The following is a 20,273-nucleotide window of genomic DNA, read 5'->3' as shown; positions in this document are numbered from 1 at the left end:
GTTTATAATATAAAGTCTTGTTCTAACTATTTCCAAGGAAATTTTATGTGAATATTCTGAAATTAAACCCCTAATGTTTTTATAGAATCTTCATATTGATAATTAAAACATTGTCGATACAACTGTTTAATTTCATTATAAGAAGGAACTCGCGGATTATTTCCTGGGCTACCACTTTCAATTGCATCCGAGGCCATTTTTGAAATAGCATTTTCAAATTCAACCTCACCGATTCCGTATTCTTTTAAATTTGGAATACGAAGATCAAAACAAAGTTTTTTTATTTCCCTCAGCGTATAATCGGCTATTTCTTCATCACAATAGGAATACATATCTTTATTTAAACAACGTCCAATTTCCGCTAGTCTTTTTGTTGCACTCACTTTTGTATATTCTAAAACTGTAGGTAATAGTATTGCATTTGATATACCATGTGGTACATGAAATAACGCCCCTACTGGTCTTGACATTCCATGAACTAATGTAACAGATGCATTTGAGAATGCAATTCCAGCTTGTAATGAAGCGATCATCATTGCTTCCCTTGCTTCCATATTACCTCCATCTTCATATACAATACGTAAATATTTCATAATACTTTCAATAGCCGAAAGAGCAAGTACATCTGTAAGTGGTTGAGAAAATTTAGAAATATATGCTTCAATTGCATGGCATAATGCATCTATACCTGTCGCTGCCGTAATATGAGGTGGTACCGAACTTGTTAATATCGGGTCAATAATCGCTACTTGCGGGGTAAAACTCGGATGCTTCATCATCATTTTTACATCTGTTTTTTTATTCGTAATTACTGCTACACTTGTTACTTCTGACCCAGTACCTGAAGTTGTTGGAATTGCAATGAGTGGTAGTGGATCATTTTCTATTTCAACATCTTTTTGGACGTAATATTCAATTGCTCCACCATTAGTATATAACACCGCTACTGCTTTCGCAGCATCAATACAACTTCCACCACCAATACCGATAATAAAATCACACTTTCCTTCTTTACAAATCGTTAACGCTTCTAATACGTGTAAATTTGTAGGCTCAGCATTCACTTTATTATATGTAATAACAGTAATCCCTTTCTTATTTAGCTGTTTTATGCACCTTTCAACATACCCTAATTTCTCCATAATTGTATCAGTAACTATAAAAGCTCTTTTCCCAAACTTCTTTGATTGTTCCCCCAGCTTTTCAATCGAATTTCTTCCATATAGTACAGACTTCGGCATACGAAACTCAGCAACTTCTTGCAAATACTCCACCCCTTCTTACCCTTATTAATGTTTAGTTTATAAAAAATCAACTAAATAAACCTTTACAATTCATATAGTATCTATTTTTAATAAATTCCTGTAATAGTATAGAATGCGATAACTAAAAACACAGCAAGCGTTTTCAAAACTGTAATAGCAAATATATCTTTATATGACTGTTTATGTGTTAAACCTGTTACTGTAAGAATAGTAATAATAGCCCCGTTATGTGGTAATGTATCCATTCCTCCTGATGCCATTGATACGATACGGTGCATAACTTCTAATGGGATATCAAATTGATTGGCTGCTGCAATAAATTTATCCCCCATCGCACTTAAAACAATCCCCATTCCTCCTGATGCAGAACCTGTAATACCGGCTAAAATATTCGTCGTTACCGCTCCATTCACTAAAGGATTTGTGAACGTTGCAGAAATGCCATCTCTCATAATTGCAAAACCTGGAAGTGCTGCAATGACACCACCGAAACCAAATTCTGCTCCAGTGTTCATTGTTGCAAGTAGTGCTCCACCTATACTTGTATTCAATCCAGCTTGAAATCCTGTTACTACCCGTTTCCAGTATAATAAAAGAGTTGTTAAAATTCCTATTATAAGTGCCAATTCTACAGACCATATTCCAACTACCGCACTCAATTCTACTTTTCCAAATGCTTTCATACCAATTGCTGAAAAGTCAAAACCGTTCGGATACCACTTCGGTATCATAATAGTAAACACTTTATTCATTACACCTACTAAAATAAGTGGTATAAAAGCAATAAGTTGTTGTGCCCTCGTAATTTCTAAACTATTTAACAGCGGTATTTCTTTCTGCTCTAATTCCAAAGATGCTGCCATTTCAGTATTCCCGTCGTTAAAACCAAAATATCCTTCACCTGCTGCTTTTGCCTTCTTACGCCTACTCTCTAAATATAATAAACCTAACGTGAGTACAAAAATTGCCCCTACAATACCAAGTATCGGTGCAGCATAAATATCCGTTTTAAAAAATGTTGTAGGTATTACATTTTGAATTTGTGGTGATCCAGGGAGCGCATCCATTGTAAATGTTACTGCTCCAAGGACAATTGTTCCAGGTATTAAGCGTTTTGGAATATTAGCTTGTCGAAAAAGCTTAGCTGCAAACGGAAATATAGCAAATACCACTACATATACACTAACACCACTATATGTTAAAATAGCACCCATTAAAACAATCGCTAAAATTGTACGTTTTTCTCCAACCAACTCTACAATCGTCTTTGCAATAGAATCAGCAATTCCTGACATTTCAACTACTTTCCCAAAAATTGCTCCAAGTAAAAACACCGGGAAATATAGTTTAATAAACCCTACCATTTTCTCCATAAAAATATTAGAAAAGAAAGGTAATACAAAACTAGGTTCTGTCAAAAATACCGCAAATAATGCAAAAATTGGTGCAAATAAAATAACAGAAAACCCTCTATAGGCTACAAACATAAGTAAGCTAAGTGCTAATAATATAATAACTAGCTCCAATTATACCCCTCCTTTAAACTGAAAATTCAATCTTTTTTCGATAAATTTCTACTAATCTTTCATTTCTGACATCCCTCCTCTAATTCATACAAATTTTTCATACTAAAATGTCTAATTATACATATTCGATTACATATGAAAAATCCCTTTAAACAAAAACGATTTCATCGTCATACGTTATAAAGGGATTGTTAGTCTCTATTTTTATTTTTTTATTAAACTATTTTCTATACAAAAATGGTGTAGTTCTTCTATATCCTTCGCTATATGGGTCGAACTAACTTCAATCAACTCATTTTCACTACCATAGCCATATAAAACGCCAATTGAAGCAATTCCATTATGATTTGCACCTACTATATCGTGCTTTCTATCTCCAATCATAACAACTTCCTCTTTATTAAGTCCTTCATTCTGAAGTAAAATATGTGCAATTATTTCTTCTTTTTTTATTCTTGTTCCATTCAAATTACTTCCAATGATATCTTCAAAATAATTCGTTAGTTGAAAATGCTCTATTACTTGTCTAGCAAAAATAGTAGGCTTTGAAGTAGCTATAAATAAACGATTTCCGTTATCTTTTAATTGTTTTAGGAGATTTGGAATACCCTCGTATACACTATTCTCCAACAACCCACGTTGCTTTAAATATTCCCTGAAATAAAAAACAGCTCGTTCAACTTCTCCTTCATTCATATTATATCTCTCTACGAATGATTGCTGAATAGGAGGACCAATAAATGAATCTAACTCACTTACATGTAATTCTTCAATTCCAACCTTTTCTAACGCGTACAAAACTGAATTTACAATCCCCTTTTTAGGATCCGTTACTGTTCCATCTAAATCAAATAAAAATGTTGTATACATATTTAATCCCCCACTTATCCTACTTTACATGTAATACTAAAGGTTTTTTTACTACTCTACCTCTACTATACTACCATTATTTGTTTTTTCAAAAAAATCACTTTTTCTATGTTACATAGTTTCGGTTACATTAGACGGATAGATATGATAAAGTAAGAAAGTTACAATTAATTCAATAGAAACTGGTGAAACAAATGTCAATTACGTTAATTTTTATAATGGCTTTCACAATTGTCATCCACGCAGTCGAAACTAGTTCTTATAGTATTCGATTAGCTGGTGTTCGTTTAAAAAAGATTGTCGTTGCCTTATCTGTCGTAGGAATGGTATTACTTATTTCAAGAACTTCAAATTTACTACAAGCCTTTTTAATTGGCGGGATTGTCGATGAAGCAAAACGAGATGCTTCTATTAATTTAGAGCATACTATACGACTTGTACTATTATCTGCTTCCATAGGTACATTACTTGCGATTATTCTTTATCCAACTTTGACAAAACTATTTGGATATGTCATTCAAAACTTTGAAACAGATGGTTCTTTCATTCGAATGATGAAAACAAATAACATTCAAAAATTAAAGTACACAAAAAAATATGTGCGCTTTCCAAGATTTGAAATGATTCATAGATTGCGTATCGGTGGTATTCCAAAGCGTATTATGCTTATTAACATGTTTGCTACTGCAATTTATACAGCAGGTGTTCTTTCTGCCCTTTATGCTTCTTTTCTAAATCCAGATTACGCAACAAATGCAAGTACAGCTTCTGGCCTTGTGAATGGGTTTGCTACTATTTTATTAACAGTATTGCTCGATCCACGCATTGCTCTATTAACAGAGCGTGCTTTACAATCAGAAAATGGTGCTGAATCTATGAGTAAAATGTATGGTTGGTTAATGATATCTAGACTTCTCGGTACTTTACTCGCACAACTGTTGTTCGTACCAGGTGCTTACTGGATTTTATGGATTATTGAACTGATGCATTAATTTACTAGGAAGGTGAATTTATCAATGAAGATACAAACAGAACAAGATGTAATTCGCTTAATAGAAAACGACAAATGGATGATGGACGTATTACACATAGCAAAATCACTAGAGCTACCTGATTGGTGGATTTGCGCCGGTTTTGTTCGTTCTAAACTTTGGGATACTTTGCATAACTACGAAGTAAGAACTGCTACACCGGACGTTGATGTCATCTATTTTGATCCATTACATAAAGACGAGACATATGAACAATCCGTAGAGAAAACACTAACAAATATGGATGCTTCTATACCTTGGTCGGTTAAAAATCAAGCTCGTATGCATGTGGTGAACAACATGCCACCATATTCTTCTTCTGTTGATGCTATTTCTAAATTCCCTGAAACAGCAACGGCTTTAGGGGTTACATTAGACGAAAAAAACAATGTTATATTAACAGCTCCGTGCGGTATTAAAGATGTTCTTTCATTACAAGTGAGAGCAACAGCTCATTTTCTCGAATCAACAGGACGTATACATATGTACAAAAACAGAGTTATTAAAAAGAATTGGCAAAGTAAATGGCCTAACATAACAATCACATATCCAGAAATTTAGAAAGGGTGCTTCTCATTAATAGAAGCACCCTTTTCTTCATTTCAAAAAATACATGACTGTTTCTGCGAATCTATCTGCTTCCTCATAATGAGGTGAATGACCGCTCTCTTCAAATGCAATATACTTGCCGTTTCGAGCATCTTTATTAAATATTTCAATTTGTTTTTCACACGTTACTACATCATGTTTTCCTACAAGTAATAACATTGGATTTTGTACATCTTTTATTTTGGATAATAATGATGTATGACATGCGCCTTCTAATTTTAATCTATCAAAATGAATCTTGGAGCGTTTTGAAAATATTTCCCACTCTTGATCACTGTATAAACTCTCATCTGTCCTATCTTCCTTATTATTGTAAATCTCCATTCTTTTTTCTTCTAATTCATCGCTTAATCTTATATAAGCTTCAAGCAACTCTTCGGAACTAGCATTGCTAGATGAATAAGCGATGGACTCTTCTGCTACTTCTTGTTTTCCATACTTTTTTAATAAATCCCCTGTCTTTTGTAACAAAGCTCTACTTGTTAATGCAAAATCGAAAGTTGGTCCTTCAAATATTATTTTCTCTATTGAACTTGGATATATCGATGCATATAACAATGCTACATATCCACCGAAAGAATGTCCAATTACAGACCACTTCTCAATTTGCAATACTTTTTTTAGTTCTTCACAATCTTCAATCAAATCATTTAATCCAAAAGCTTCGTCCTCAAGAATTTCTTCTGAGCGACAAACACCTCTTTGATCTATCATAATTACATATAAAGAATCTTTTAAACGTTCCGCTTGATGAAATGAAAAATCATAACAGCTCTCTCCTGGACCGCCGTGCAAGTATAATACAGGCTTACTTTAAGGGTTTCCATGTGCTTCAACATATAACTTCTTCCCTCTAATGTCCATGTATTTCCCTGCTTCTATCAAATTCGCCTTTATAATCATCACCTTCTTTTTTACTGTATATTATAACATTTAATGTTAAATAATTCCTATTACATTTAAAAAGACGATGATGATGGCAAGTGGCGCTACAAACCGAAGTAAAAATGCCCAACAAGTAAATACTTTCTTTCCGTAATTTCCACCCACAAAAAATTCTGCTTCTAGCACCTTCTTTTCCATTTTGAATGATACGAAAATACTAATAAATAGCGCTCCTAGTGGCATTAATATATTACTAGATAAAAAGTCTACCGCATCAAAAATATTCTTACCAAAAATCGTAATATCACTCCATACTCCAAATGATAACGCAGATGGTATACCTACTAAGAAAATACAGAAACCAATGATCCATGATAGTTTCGTTCTTCTTTCTTGTTCACCATTTGCTAATGCTGAAACAACCGTCTCTAGTAGAGAAAACGCCGATGTTAATGTGGCAAATGTAAATAGTGCAAGAAATACCGTTAAGAACAATCCGCCAAATGGAATTTGACTAAATACAGATGGTAATACGATAAATAGCAATCCAGGCCCTTCCGTCGGCTCCATTCCTAATGAAAATACTGCTGGAAAAATTGCAAGACCTGCAAATAAAGAAACGAATAAATTCAATCCAACAATTGTTATTGCTGATTTTGGTAAACTTTCTTTTTTATTTAAATAGGAACTATACGTAACCATGATTGATATTCCGATACTAATCGCAAAGAACGATTGGCCCATTGCGAACAAAATACTTTCTGAAGTAATCTTTGAGAAATCTGGTTGTAAGAAAAACTTCACACCTTGCATTGCATTATCCAATGTTAATGAACGAATAATAAGGGCGACAAATAAAACGAACAATGCTGGTAACATATATTTACTTGCTTTTTCAATTCCGTTTTGTACACCTTTTGATACAACCCATATCGTAATGAACATAAAAGCGAAATGTCCAGTAATAGCCCAAGCGGGATTTCCAATTGTTTCAGTAAATAATGCACCGTAATTTTGTCCCGGAGTAATAAGTTGTCCAGTTGCTCCTCTAAATAAATAAATCAATACCCATCCACCTACAACACTATAAAACGAAAGTAATATAAAACACGTTCCAACGCCAAGGCGTCCAATCCAGTGCCATCCTGTATTTGGTGCAATACTTTTAAATGCGCCAACTGCTTGTTTCTGTGTACTGCGTCCAATCATAAATTCAGCTATTAATAGCGGGAGACCAATTAATACAGTAAATAATATAAAGATTAAAAAGAATGCTCCTCCCCCGCTCCTCCCAGCGATATAAGGAAACTTCCATATTGCGCCTAATCCAATTGCTGATCCTGCTGCAGCCATTATAAATCCTAATTTCGAAGTCCATTGCTCCGTCTGTTTCATCTTATTTTCCTCCTAATTAAATCTTTTTATATAAATAATTAAATTTTATATACCTATCCGAATAAACCCTCCATTTCTTTTTCTATAAAATAAAAAATGGCTCAGCATCTCTTTATAAAAAGAGACGCTAAGCCATTTACTTAACGCGGTACCACCCTTATTGATTCCATTATGAATCCACCTTAGTAGTAATCGTTTGATTACAAACCTAATATCGAAGGTTAACCGTTAAGATTTACTAAGAATGTAATTCCGTTCCACCTTACTGCTCCTAGGCGAGTTCAGGATGTCATTTGACTATGTCGCACCAACCCATAGCTCTCTGCACAAATACATGACCTTACTACTCCTATTCAACACATTTTAATATTTAGAATATATTTTCTTTTGAAATTAATATGAAGTATATCGGTTATATTTATAACTGTCAAGGTATATATTAATTTTTTTGTCGAAAAGGTTTTTTATAAACTTTCAATGTAAAAATAAAAGAACATAAAAAAAGAATCCTCGCGATAATCGCGAAGGTTCTTTTTTATGGTGTAAGACGTGTACAATCTCTCGGAAAAGCACTCGCCTCTCGTACGTTCGTTAATTCTAAAAGTTTATATACAATCCTTTCTAACCCAATACCGAAACCGCCATGCGGTGGACAACCGTATCGGAATGTATTTAAATAAGATTGAAATTTCTCTAGGTGTAATCCTTTTTCTTTAAAAGATGCGAGTAACATATCATAATTATCAATACGCTGTGCACCTGACGTAATCTCTAATCCTTTATATAGTAAGTCGAACGAATCAGTAATAGATGGATTCTCGTTATTCGGCATCGTATACATCGGTCTCGCTTCTTTCGGATAATGTGTAATGAAAACAAATTCACTATTATATGTTTCTTTCACATATTTCCCTAGTAACTTTTCACCTTCTGTATCTAAATCTCCAATCGGTGATTCTTTTCGATACTTACTTTTCAAAATCTCTTGTGCTTCTGACAATGTAATTTTCGGTATTTCAGTAATGACAGGTACTTCTATTTGTAATTGTTGTAGTTCTTTCTCACATGTTTCTCCTACTTGCTGAAACATATACCGTAAAACATCCGTTTCTAATTGCATCACTTCATGAAAATCATCGATAAATCCAAGCTCTACGTCTAACGATATATATTCATTCAAATGACGGGAAGAGTTGTGATGTTCCGCTCTGTAAACAGGTGCAATTTCAAAAACACGTTCCAATCCTCCCGCTACCATCATTTGTTTATAAAACTGTGGTGATTGAGCTAAATAAGCTTCTTTTTGGAAATATGGAAGCTTAAAAACATTCGCTCCTCCTTCTGCCCCTTGCGAAACAATTTTCGGCGTAAATATACGTATGAAATCGTTCTCCGTTAAATAGTCACTAAAACTTTGAGCGAGTGTAGCTTTCACTTTAAATATCGCCGCGGTTCGCTCATGTCTTAACGATAATACTCGTTCATTCAATAGTTGATCTAAACCAACTTGTAATTTCTTTTTATTTAATTCAAATGGAAGTTGTTCTGCACCATTTAATACTTTCACTTCATGAGCAAGTACTTCAACCCCTAATTCTGTTTTCGAAGTCTCTACAATTTCACCAACTATTTGAACGACACTTTCTACATCAACTTTGTATCCAGCTAACTCGTTTTCTAATACACATTGAATAACTCCCGTTCGGTCCCGTAATAATAAAAAACTAACATTACCTAGATGACGGATCTTTTTTACCCACCCTTGTAAGAGTACCACTTTTCCAACATGCTCTGTACTCGCTTGAGTGAGTGAACGCTTCATTATTTGCCCCATTATATTTCCCTCCAATAGTTTTCATTTTATTTACGTTATTGTTGTCATCGTCGTCATCCACGTTCACTCACCTCCTTTCAAAGAATACAAAAATCCGCCCCTAGAAATAGGGACGGATTTTTTCCGCGGTACCACCCAAATTGTCACAATGACCATCTTAGCCCTGATAACGGTAGGTACCGTTTGCTTTTACTAATAATCACGTTCAAAGCAACACTCACAGGTGTCTTTCCATCATGCGGTATCGCAATCTTCCCAGCAACCGATTGCTCTCTGTAGACCTTTGCATCATGTACTTTTCCTGATCATCACTTTTTATATTTACAGAGTATTCTATCTCTTTATTTTATAAAACGCAAGCCTTTTTATTTAAGATTCTTCATCTACCGTTATATATGCGTATTTTTCATGTTCTATTATTATTTTCCCATTTAGATTTACACTAGTCTTTTTCATGCTCTGTATATTTTTCCATTTTATTACATAATTTACATATTTCCCACGCATATTAATAGCAAAATTGTAGCGGAGGTGTACATATGAAAAAAGCAATTAGTTTCTTTCTCCTTTTGTTATGCCTAATTGTAGTAAATGAAACGTACGCATATTCACCAAAATCTTTACCAATCTCTCAACATTCTAATCAATGGCAAGTGAATATTGATGAAGTGAAAAAAACGAGTGAAAAATTGTTGCAACCTAAAAAAGGTGTATTTCAAACATATTATTTCTCTGTAAAAAATCTCGGAAAAAGCGAAGTGTATAACGTACAAGTTGAAGTCTTCCGCAACGAGCCAAATACAAAAACGAAATATGAACTCTTTTCCCTAAAGGAAAGTCGTTTAGCAAGCAACAAAACTGGATTTGAACATGCTAACTTACCTATTTCTACAAAAGCAGATGAGGTTGACGTGATTATTACGTGGCAAGAACACCCTTTCCGCTCGATGCGAAACGGTCAAAAAGTTGAGTCTAGAAAATTTAAAGAGCATTTTGTTTTTAAAGAATCTAAAAAGTAAATGAGGATGCGGATGTATTCACATTATCATTGATATTAATTTATTTACTAGTACCAATTCTTATGTAAATTAAAAAGTCGTGGCTTATAAACGCCACGACTTTTTATATTAATTCGTACTAATTCCTCTTGCTGCCCAAATACGATCGATATCAGCAGCATGTTGTCCGCCATATAGAAGAGCATCCGCTTGCTTAATTGCTTTTGCTCCATCACGGAATTTAGCATTTGGCGTTAATGACCAATGTGATTGTAAAATAATTTTTGTTGCTACATCACGGCCAAAAGCTTGTGCCATTTCGTATTGTCCTTGAGCCCAAATTTCCCCATCATCATGTACTTCATTCGTAATATCTTTCGGATATACTTTATTCGTATCTAATCGGCGTAAGCATGTTGGATCCGAACTAGAATAAGCTGTCGCATCCCATTCTCCAACACATGCTTTTCCGTACCCTGTAGTCGACACTGCATCTTCATAAGTAGCACCTAAGAAATCACCAAATCCTTCTCCCATTGCTCCACCTTCTGGTGAGCTACCGAATCCAGGCACTTGATTGTCTTGAATTGAATGGCCGTATTCATGCGCGATAATACCAGCATCTTCTGCATCATCAACTCCGCCAGTACCGAAAGTTAAAGCTTTCGTTGATGGAGAATAGAATGAGTTATCATCCGTTGTACCATTAACATTTACTTTAATCGAACGATTATTAATATTTTTAAAGCCTAGTCCTTGAATATAGCGCTGCAATGTATCGATATGATAATACGACATAACATCTTCAAAGCTATCATTTGCACGTGTATAGTTAAATTGTAAGTTTGTAGATTTCGTCTTCGCTTTTGAAGAAATCGTTACATACTCTCCAATTAAAAATCCTGTTCCATCTAAACCTTTTAACGTAACAGTCTTCAATTGGTTCGTTAGAGCTGTTGAATCTGCATCATTATTATCTTTTAATCCTACTTTACTACCGCTAGATACGACAGGGTTAGGTAAAAATACTTTTCCTGACCCTTCAGCTTTTCGGTTTATATCAACCTTTTTAATTAACTTTCCATTTTCTGCATCAATAAATGTTTCCCATGCACCGAATGGATTATTAGAATGGACTACCACTTTATATACTGGAAGAGCGACACCTTCTTCTACAATATATCCGAATTCTTTTTCTGTAGGAGCCCATAAGTTTTGCTCACTCGCTTCTCCAACATACGCCATTGATTTTTGTATTGCATCTTTTTCACTAATTTTTGTCGTTACTTCTTTCACACCTGTAACAGGTTGATAATCAGAAACAGCAAGTACTCCTTTTCCCTCTCCGTTAAGAGTAACCGTAATTTGTTTTGAAAATACAGGCGCGCCATTTACTACTTGTTGGAACCTAACATATGAAGCTACTGACGTTTCTGTTGTAGAAATATATTGCAAGTCTGAAAGATCGGGCTTTAATCCATACTGATTGGCATTCCCTTTTAAATATTCAACTGCTTTTTTCTGTGGTGAATAAGCTTCTACCTTTACTTGCTTCTTTTCCAATGCGGAAACTGTAGAAATCGTCCCCATTACTAATGGTACAGTCATTGCCATTGCCACCATTTTTTTGTTTAACATAAAACCACTCCCCCTAATAAATTGAAACCTTTACCCCATTTCTATAAGGCTATTACTGTCGACAAGTAACGAAATAAAGTGAATCTACGAGTAATTCTATACGAGCAATTCTATTACCTTTACATTTTGGGTAAGTGAAATTTTCTCAATATTTATGTGTAAAACGAAAACAATATTTTAGAAATATATTTCTTTATCAATTCTTTCAACCTTATACTTTTAAAATATGAAGAAAGAAATTTTCCAGTGTCCCTATCGAGTGGATTATGAGGAAATCATCGGGTTAATCTCCCTTCATACAAAAAAGGAAGTTGGAATGATTCCAACTTCCTTTTTTCATTAATTAGCCTCGCTTAACTTAATTCGGAGTTTTGTCTCCCCTAAAGAAAGCTCGTCGTCTTCATTTGTTAAGTGGCCAAATGTAAATTGCTTGACGAGTAAGTTTTCTTCCAATAGATGTTTATGATTCGTTAACGTTTGCTGTAGTTCTTCCTCTGCATCAAGAATCACATCAACTCGTAAGTTAACTGGTAAATTCAACTGCTTACGATATTCTTGAACCGCACGAATGAATTCACGAGCTACTCCTTCTTGTAACAATTCTTCCGTTACATTCGTATCTAACATAACCGTATATTGTCCGTTAGTCGTATTAGAGAATCCTGATTTTGCAACTTTCTCAACTAACACATCTTCAGCGGTTACAACCACATCTGCTCCTGATGTTGCTTCGTAAACTGCTCTTTCTGTTGATACAAAGTTTTGTACTTCTTCTTGTGATAATTGTTTTAACCAGCCGTTTACTGCATTTACATTTTTACCGAACTTCGGCCCTGCTGTTTTAAAATTGAGCTTCAATTGATATGATGTATACTTCGTTTCATCCAGTTCAACATGGAATGCTTTCACATTTAACTCATCCATTACAATATCGCGATAAGATTCCCAATCGATATCATTCTCTTTATGCTCAAGTAATACAAGCTCAGCTAACGGCTGTTTTACTTTTAAAGAATGCTGATTACGGTTACTTCTTCCAAGTTCGACAACTTGTAAAACAGCATCCATTTCCGCTTCTAATTTCGGCTGAATTAGTGATTCATTTACAACTGGATAATCCGCTAAATGAACGCTACTTCCTTCTAAATTCAGATGAATGTCTTCCCCGACAAACGGTGTAAATGGTGCAATTAATTTACTAATTGTTACAAGCACTTCATGAAGTGTCTCATAGGCAGATGCTTTTTCAGCGTTCATACCAGATTCCCAGAAACGATTACGTGAACGTCTTACATACCAGTTACTCACTTCATCTACAAGTGCTGCAATTTCACGAGCTGCATTCGTAAATTGATACTCATCAAGTGCTGTTCTCACTTTTTTCGTTGTACTATGCAATCTTGATAATACCCATTCGTCTAATTTCGTAAGCTTTACGTCATACGTTTCTTTCGGATTATACTCATCTAAATTTGCATATAAAACGTAGAAGCTATACACATTGACTAATGTATCTACAAATTTAGATTTCGCTTCCAGTACTGTTCTTTCAGAAAAACGCTTCGCATTCCACGGGGCACTATCAACGAGTAAAGCCCATCTTAGCGCATCTGCACCAAACTTCTCTACTAAATCAACTGGATCTAGTGCATTGCCTTTACTTTTAGACATTTTTTGTCCTTCTTCATCTAAAACATGCCCTAGTGATAAAACTCGTTTATACGGCACTTTACCTGTATATAGTGCTGATACTGCTAATAAACTATAAAACCAGCCGCGTGTTTGATCAATTCCTTCTGCAATAACATCCGCTGGAAACTGCTCTTCAAATAAATCTTTATTTTCAAACGGGTAATGATATTGTGCAAATGGCATAGAACCACTATCAAACCAAACATCGATTACTTCTGGTGTGCGATTCATTGTGCCTCCGCATTTCCCGCAGCACACTTGCACTTCATCTACATACGGCTTATGCAATTCTAAATCTTCAGGTGTTTCTTTCTTACTATGCTTTCTTAATTCAGCAATGCTTTTCGGTGCGAACTGATGATCGCAACTTTCGCATTCCCAAACGTTTAATGGTGTTCCCCAATATCTATTTCGGCTAATATTCCAGTCAACCATATTTTCTAAAAACTTACCAAAACGTCCATGTTTCATATGATCCGGATACCAAGTAACAGAATCATTATTTTTTAAAAATGTATCTTTAATTGCAGTTGTTCGGATTAACCAACTTTCTCCTGCATAATAAAGAAGTGGTGAATCACAACGCCAGCAATGCGGGTAACTATGTTCATATTTTTCTTTATGATATAGCAAACCTTCCTTCGCCAAATAACGAACGATATCAACGTCACAATCTTTTACAAATTTACCTTTCAAAAATGGTACTGCATCTGTATACTCACCTTTTCCATCTACAACATGTAGGAACGACAATCCTTCACTTTGAACAACTCTATAATCATCTTCCCCATATGCTGGAGCAATATGAACGAGTCCAGTACCACTATCTGCCGTTACAAAATCCGCTGCAATAACACGGTAACCATTTGTCACTTCTTTCATTGGAAATGGTGCTGTGTAAAATGTATTTACTAATTCTTCACCTTTATGAACAGATAATACTTCATAGTTTTCTTTTAATACTTCTTGTACACGTTCTTTCGCAACAATGTATACATGACCTTCTTGTTTCGCTTTAACGTATTCCATATTTGAATGTACAGCAAGTGCAACATTTGCTGGAAGTGTCCATGGTGTTGTCGTCCAACCTAAGAAATACTCATTTTCACTATTTTCCACTTTAAACTTAACTGTTGCACTTAAATCTTTTACTGTTTTATACCCTTGTGCAACTTCATGTGAGCTGAGGGAGGTTTGACAGCTTGGGCAGTACGGTGAAACTCTATGCCCTTTATATAACAAGCCTTTTTCATGAATCGTCCCTAAAATATGCCATACACTTTCGATATATGGATTTTCTAAAGTAACGTATGGATCATCCATATCTACCCAATAACCGATACTTTCTGTGAACTCACGCCACTGCTTTTCATATGTGAATACACTCTCTTTACACTTCTTAATAAACGGCTCAATTCCATACTCTTCGATTTCATGTTTACCAGAAATACCAAGTTGCTTCTCAACACCTAATTCTACAGGTAAACCGTGTGTATCCCATCCTGCTTTTCTTACTACTTTATAACCGGCCATCGTTTTATATCTTGCTACTAAATCTTTAATTGCTCGACCAAGTGCATGGCCGACGTGTGGTAAACCGTTCGCCGTTGGTGGTCCTTCATAAAACACAAATGATTGCGCGCCTTCTCGATTCTGAATTGATTGTTCAAAAATGCTTTGTTCGTTCCACTGCTTACGAATACGTGTTTCTCTCCCTACAGCTGACTCTTTTACATCTACTTTCTTCATCTACAATCACTCCTTTGAATGTTTTAAAAGCACACAAAAAACCCGCCCCTATGAAGTAGGGACGGGTTTACCCGCGTTACCACCCTAATTCTATTAGCTTTTCACTAATAGCGCTTAGCAACGTACTAACATACGCGTTCTTTGTAACGGTAGACATCCGTCCGGGCCTACTTACTTTCAGCCTCGGCTCCTCGGAGATGATTTTCAAATAACGTCTGAACACCGGCTTTCAGCACTTTACCGGCTCTCTGGGGAACAGTTCATTATTTTACTCTTTCTCGTCTTCAGATTTGTATACTTTGTTAAAAGCTATTTTATGCCATTTAACAATAAATTGTCAACTAATTCAAAATATATTTTTATTTATATCCTTTTTTCACTACTTATATACATATACAATTACTTTTCAAACTCTCTCAGTCTTGCTAGATCTTCATCTTCTTCGATAAGTTCAGCAAAAAATCCAGATTCATCCTCACGAAGTACATGTTCAAGCTCTTCTTTCGCCTCTGCATTTCTATTTAATAACGCTAAATAACAAGCATGATCATATCTTGCTAACAGATCACTCGTATCCATTTTTACTACTTCACTTGTTATTTTTTCTGCCTTTATCGTTTGTCCGGCACTATGATATGAAGATGCTAATGAAAGAAGAATTGCCGTATCATTTGGATGATGTATAGAAGCATCTTCTAATAACTGAATTGCCTCTTCATATCTCTCTTGACTTTGGTACATTTCTCCTAAAGTAAGAAACCCTCTACTTACAAACGGTGTTTTCTCCGTTAATTGTAAGCATATTTTTTCTGCTTTTCCTTCTTCCCCAACTTTCAAGAATACTTGCGCTTGTATAAGAAGCGTATCATAATCATCCGGTAGCTCTCGAACTAATTGCTTCATTAACTCTAGAGCATCTTGTAACAAATCTTCGTCCTCACACTCAATGAAAAGATTTACAAGTTGCTTCGCTACCTCATAATCCCATTTATTTTCTAACGATGTTTGCAGAACATCTATCGCTTCTTTATTCATCGATACATTTTCGTAAAATAATCCAAATCGTTGTGCTACCATACTATTTTTTGGATTTAACTTTAATGAGATTTCATATAACTCAATGATTGTTGTAACCATTGAAATTTCTTTTGCCCGGTTTTTCATACGATAAAAAGCTCTCGTAAATATAGATTTTTTCGGTTGTTCATTTTGTTGACGTTCAATCCATCTTTCCGTAACCGCAGCTGCTGCATACATGAATGCTGTACTTCTTTCTGCTTTTTTCACTTTTAATGTATGAAGAAAATCTCGGATGTTAGACAATTTCTTATGTTGTTCTACCGCTTTTACATAAACATCAAATATACGTTCATTATTTACATCTTTTTGTATTACTTTCATTGCAACTTCAATCGCTTTTGCATCTCTTTTTTTCACTAATACTTTTGCATAATGATATAGTACTTCTATATGCTCACTATCTAATTGTAGCGCTTCTTCAATCTGTGCTTGTTCTTTATCTATTTCATCCATCGCTCCATACACATACGCAATCGCATCTAAGCGCCATATTTCGGGTACTTCGCCTGCTAGATGTTCTAATTCCTTTAGCAACTCTTCTTGAAGATTTATTTCTACTGAAAGCTGTGCCAAATATTCCATATTTATATGCAAAGGCTCTTCTTTCATCGCCTGAACCATATGAATTTGTTCTTTGAAACGGTCTTCTTCTTTTTCGTATATTTCTGCTAGTTGTAAATGTACACCTAAAAAGTTTTCATCAAGCTCTAAACATGTTTCATACGCTTGTTTTGCTTCCGTCAATTGTCCTAATACCATAAGTGTTTCACCAATTCGGTAATATGGCAATGCTGTTTTCTTTTGTTCTATTGCTTTATTATATCTTTTCATCGCTTGGCCATACTGTCCAATAGATTCATGTAAAATACCTGCATAACAACTGTATTCACTTACTTCATTTCTTTCTTTTTGTAACGTTCTTAAGAATGCTATACCTCGTTGTACAAATACAGTTCCTTTAATTCGATTCACATATTCATCTAACGCACTTGCTACATTATATTCACTCTGCTTTATACCACTCTCTAACTTAGACAATGCTACTTTAAACCCATCTTCATTTCCACCAAGTTCAACCTCTGCATCCCATAAAACCATTCCTGCATTCATAAGGAAATCTTGGCTCTTTTCAATTTGTGTTTCGAGACCAAGAATATATTCTTTCGCTTCATCATATCGCTCTTTTGCCATATAAACTTGCGTAAGTCCGAAATGAGAATAAACATCTTCATTATCTTCTTCTAAAGCACGCTTATATAATGTTTCTGCTTCTTCCAGACTATCATTTTGAAAATGATAATCACCTAACCTTACATATAGAGACGCCTTATCATCACAATTCTCAATACCTTTTAATAAAATTTCTTTTGTGCTTTTCTCATCCTTCAAATCAGATTCATAGATCTCTGAAAGTTTCGTATAAATGTAAGGCGCATTACTATCTAACTGAATCGCCACTTTAAGTCCTTTTATCGCTAAATGTAATTTCCCTAATTGATGCGCACATCTCGCTCGTTCATACCATACGTGCGCCTCATTTTTATATTCTCTTAACAAATTATTAAAGATTTCATATGCTTCTTCATATCTTTCTAAATCTATTAATATTAAACCGTGATTTGTTAAAGTGAACCTTTCAGGACTACGCTCTAACGCAACTTGAGAGTATTGCAATGCTTTTTCAGATTGATCAATATACATATAGGATAAAGCGAGAAAACTCCAAGCAATAGGCTGATCTGCGTCTAATTGTAACGATGAACGAAAGCTTGAAATCGCTTCTATATAACTTTCCTGCTCAAATGCATATCTTCCATTTATCAAATGATATAAAGCACGATTATTTTTCTTCTCAACACTTGCCAGCATTTGCTCAGCTTTCTCCATTTCTTGAAGACGAATAAAGCACTGTGCACCATGCAATTTAACAAAATCCGAGTTCGGAAACTTTTCCATTAACTTTTCTATACAATATAAAATAAATTCTTTATCTACTTCAACATCTAAATGTTTCATCGTATATAACCACGTATTCGGATTATCACTCGTCTCTTTTAAAAATTGTACTAAGTTATTAATTCCCTCTTTATCTTGTTCATCTAAATGATCTGTAAAAGAGAAAATGGATTTAAAATAATGATTCTCTTCTTCACTTAAAAATGCTAGTTGTTCCTTCTTTTCTTTCGGAACAAACGTGATCGCCAAACAACCTGTATAACGATATTTCTCTTGCAATTTACTATATTCCACAAGAACTGGTTCTATAAAGTTTGGATCTTGAACATAGAAAGCTTGCAACGTATCATCATATCCTGATAGCACTTGCACATGTGAAGCATGTTCGATGTCTATACTTAATAAAACGGGGATCTTTCGGTCGAGTAATATCTTATAAATTTCCTCATTCCCTTTAAAATAACGATATTCATAGCCTAATTCTTCAATATAAGAGACCGTATCGGAAAACTTTGAGCCTGTCATATCAAAAATAAACTCTGCTATTTCATCTTGTGTACGCTTCTCTCCCCATAGCTGCAACATCATTTCTAAACTTGTCGGAACACAATAATTATCCTTTTGTACAATTGGAACTATCGGCAGGTGAACCTTTTTTCCATCTGGATTTTTTTCTAAATTATGATATAAAGAGCCTTTTAAACTTTTTTCTTCTTTTAATAACTGTTGTAAATCTACAAGTTTATTCATTTTGTACAACGCTTCTGCACGTAAATGTACAAAGTAAGTTTCATAAGCATGATAAGGAAGCGTACTATTAATATTATCTATTACCGCTAACATCTCTTCATATTTCGCTAAATCTAATAAATACTTTACCTTTTCAAAATGAAAATATGGTACTTGTGGAAACTTTACAATCGCATCATCGATTAACTGTAATGCACGTTTTTGTTCCCCTTTATTCGCATATAACTGTGATAATAAGTAGGTAGATAGTTCTTCACAATCTTTATGCTGCTTTCCAGCTAAAAATTGTTCTTCTGCTTTCTCCCATTCACCTGTATGCATATAGACGTAGCCCCATTTATCAAAGACCGCACGTGTACTGTACTCCTCTGCTTTTTGCATATAAATGAGCGCTTCTCCATTTCGTTTCATTTCTAATAAACATCGTACTAAAGTAAAATATGTTTTCGCTAAAAAATCGTTATCTATTTCTTCTTTATCTGCCTCTTCTAAAGAGTCTTTTAACAACTGTTCTGCTTCAAGGATTTTTCGCTCATCAATTAACTCATCACAATATAAAGAGAGCGTTCTCATATTTGGGAATTTTTTATAAGCGTAGCGAATGAGGAATGAACTGTATTGGTGCATAAGCCCTTCATCAGTAAGGCGAATTAATATATCAAACTCCTTATGTGAAGGAATATTAGCAAGCCAAGTCTTCACATAGGATAAAGTATTCGTTTCTTTTATATATGAAATTTCATTATTTATTTCCTGTAATCCATCTACAAATCTCTTGTCTTTCAAACAAGCTTCTAACTGCTTAAAATCTAGCATGCATTCACCTCGAATATTTATTTAAACTGCTACTTGCTTAGATTTTACACATCATATTGTAGGTATTCAACTAAAATCTCCTATAATGGATAGTATTATTTAATATTATTCGAATTTATAACAAAATATAGTAAAAATGATTGTTTTTCTTCGTATTTTGTTTAATTATATGGAATAAC

At 34.5% G+C, this 20,273-nt stretch carries 11 protein-coding genes, 1 pseudogene and 3 other annotated features; of the genes and pseudogenes, 3 read left to right on the top strand and 9 right to left on the bottom strand.

Annotation, left to right across the window (positions count from 1 at the left end; genetic code table 11):
• Positions 1 to 62 precede the first annotated feature (62 nt).
• From JDS92_RS01970 to JDS92_RS01960, 3 genes are all read right to left on the bottom strand, one after another.
• The gene (locus JDS92_RS01970; protein WP_199631442.1) at positions 63 to 1,265 is read right to left on the bottom strand and encodes an iron-containing alcohol dehydrogenase; all 1,203 of its coding nucleotides are present in this window, start codon (positions 1,263 to 1,265) and stop codon (positions 63 to 65) included.
• Between the two features lie 86 nt (positions 1,266 to 1,351).
• Complete coding sequence (locus JDS92_RS01965; RefSeq protein ID WP_002065163.1) at positions 1,352 to 2,791, bottom strand: GntP family permease; 1,440 nt, start codon at positions 2,789 to 2,791, stop codon at positions 1,352 to 1,354.
• Positions 2,792 to 2,995: 204 nt separating this feature from the next.
• The gene (locus JDS92_RS01960; protein ID WP_199631441.1) at positions 2,996 to 3,661 is read right to left on the bottom strand and encodes an HAD family hydrolase; all 666 of its coding nucleotides are present in this window, start codon (positions 3,659 to 3,661) and stop codon (positions 2,996 to 2,998) included.
• A gap of 194 nt (positions 3,662 to 3,855) precedes the next feature.
• Between JDS92_RS01960 and JDS92_RS01955 the strand changes: the two genes are divergently transcribed.
• Positions 3,856 to 4,653, top strand: a complete 798-nt coding sequence (locus JDS92_RS01955; protein WP_000028917.1) for a lipid II flippase family protein — start codon at positions 3,856 to 3,858, stop codon at positions 4,651 to 4,653.
• Positions 4,654 to 4,677: 24 nt separating this feature from the next.
• Complete coding sequence (locus tag JDS92_RS01950; protein ID WP_199631440.1) at positions 4,678 to 5,253, top strand: nucleotidyltransferase family protein; 576 nt, start codon at positions 4,678 to 4,680, stop codon at positions 5,251 to 5,253.
• 36 nt (positions 5,254 to 5,289) lie between these two features.
• Here the strand turns inward: JDS92_RS01950 and JDS92_RS01945 are convergent.
• The 3 genes and pseudogenes from JDS92_RS01945 to aspS all read right to left on the bottom strand — a co-directional run bounded on the left by JDS92_RS01945 (position 5,290) and on the right by aspS (position 9,415).
• Positions 5,290 to 6,165 (bottom strand): annotated as a pseudogene (locus JDS92_RS01945) (alpha/beta fold hydrolase).
• A 75-nt stretch (positions 6,166 to 6,240) separates the two neighbouring features.
• Complete coding sequence (locus JDS92_RS01940; RefSeq protein WP_199631439.1) at positions 6,241 to 7,581, bottom strand: sodium-dependent transporter; 1,341 nt, start codon at positions 7,579 to 7,581, stop codon at positions 6,241 to 6,243.
• Positions 7,582 to 7,698: 117 nt separating this feature from the next.
• Positions 7,699 to 7,947 (bottom strand) — a binding site (T-box leader).
• 169 nt (positions 7,948 to 8,116) lie between these two features.
• Positions 8,117 to 9,415, bottom strand: a complete 1,299-nt coding sequence (aspS, locus tag JDS92_RS01935; RefSeq protein WP_199631438.1) for an aspartate--tRNA(Asn) ligase — start codon at positions 9,413 to 9,415, stop codon at positions 8,117 to 8,119.
• A gap of 105 nt (positions 9,416 to 9,520) precedes the next feature.
• Positions 9,521 to 9,733 (bottom strand) — a binding site (T-box leader).
• 221 nt (positions 9,734 to 9,954) lie between these two features.
• Between aspS and JDS92_RS01930 the strand changes: the two genes are divergently transcribed.
• Positions 9,955 to 10,434 carry a hypothetical protein gene (locus JDS92_RS01930; RefSeq protein WP_199631437.1) on the top strand — a complete coding sequence of 160 codons (480 nt, stop codon included), beginning with the start codon at positions 9,955 to 9,957 and terminating at the stop codon, positions 10,432 to 10,434.
• A 108-nt stretch (positions 10,435 to 10,542) separates the two neighbouring features.
• Here JDS92_RS01930 and JDS92_RS01925 read toward each other — a convergent pair whose 3' ends face one another.
• The 3 genes from JDS92_RS01925 to JDS92_RS01915 all read right to left on the bottom strand — a co-directional run bounded on the left by JDS92_RS01925 (position 10,543) and on the right by JDS92_RS01915 (position 20,094).
• Positions 10,543 to 12,051 (bottom strand): M36 family metallopeptidase, encoded by a 1,509-nt coding sequence (locus JDS92_RS01925; RefSeq protein WP_098184377.1) that lies wholly within the window; start codon positions 12,049 to 12,051, stop codon positions 10,543 to 10,545.
• Between the two features lie 339 nt (positions 12,052 to 12,390).
• The gene (gene ileS / locus JDS92_RS01920; protein WP_199631436.1) at positions 12,391 to 15,492 is read right to left on the bottom strand and encodes an isoleucine--tRNA ligase; all 3,102 of its coding nucleotides are present in this window, start codon (positions 15,490 to 15,492) and stop codon (positions 12,391 to 12,393) included.
• A gap of 54 nt (positions 15,493 to 15,546) precedes the next feature.
• Positions 15,547 to 15,786 (bottom strand) — a binding site (T-box leader).
• A gap of 105 nt (positions 15,787 to 15,891) precedes the next feature.
• On the bottom strand, positions 15,892 to 20,094 hold the full coding sequence (locus tag JDS92_RS01915; protein ID WP_199631435.1) for a bacteriocin-processing peptidase family protein: 4,203 nt from the start codon (positions 20,092 to 20,094) through the stop codon (positions 15,892 to 15,894).
• Positions 20,095 to 20,273: the final 179 nt, after the last annotated feature.

It is taken from the genome of Bacillus cereus group sp. N12, assembly GCF_016483575.1.
In the GTDB taxonomy this organism is placed as follows: Bacteria; Bacillota; Bacilli; order Bacillales; family Bacillaceae_G; genus Bacillus_A; species Bacillus_A toyonensis.
This window is presented reverse-complemented; position numbering and strand designations above follow the sequence as displayed.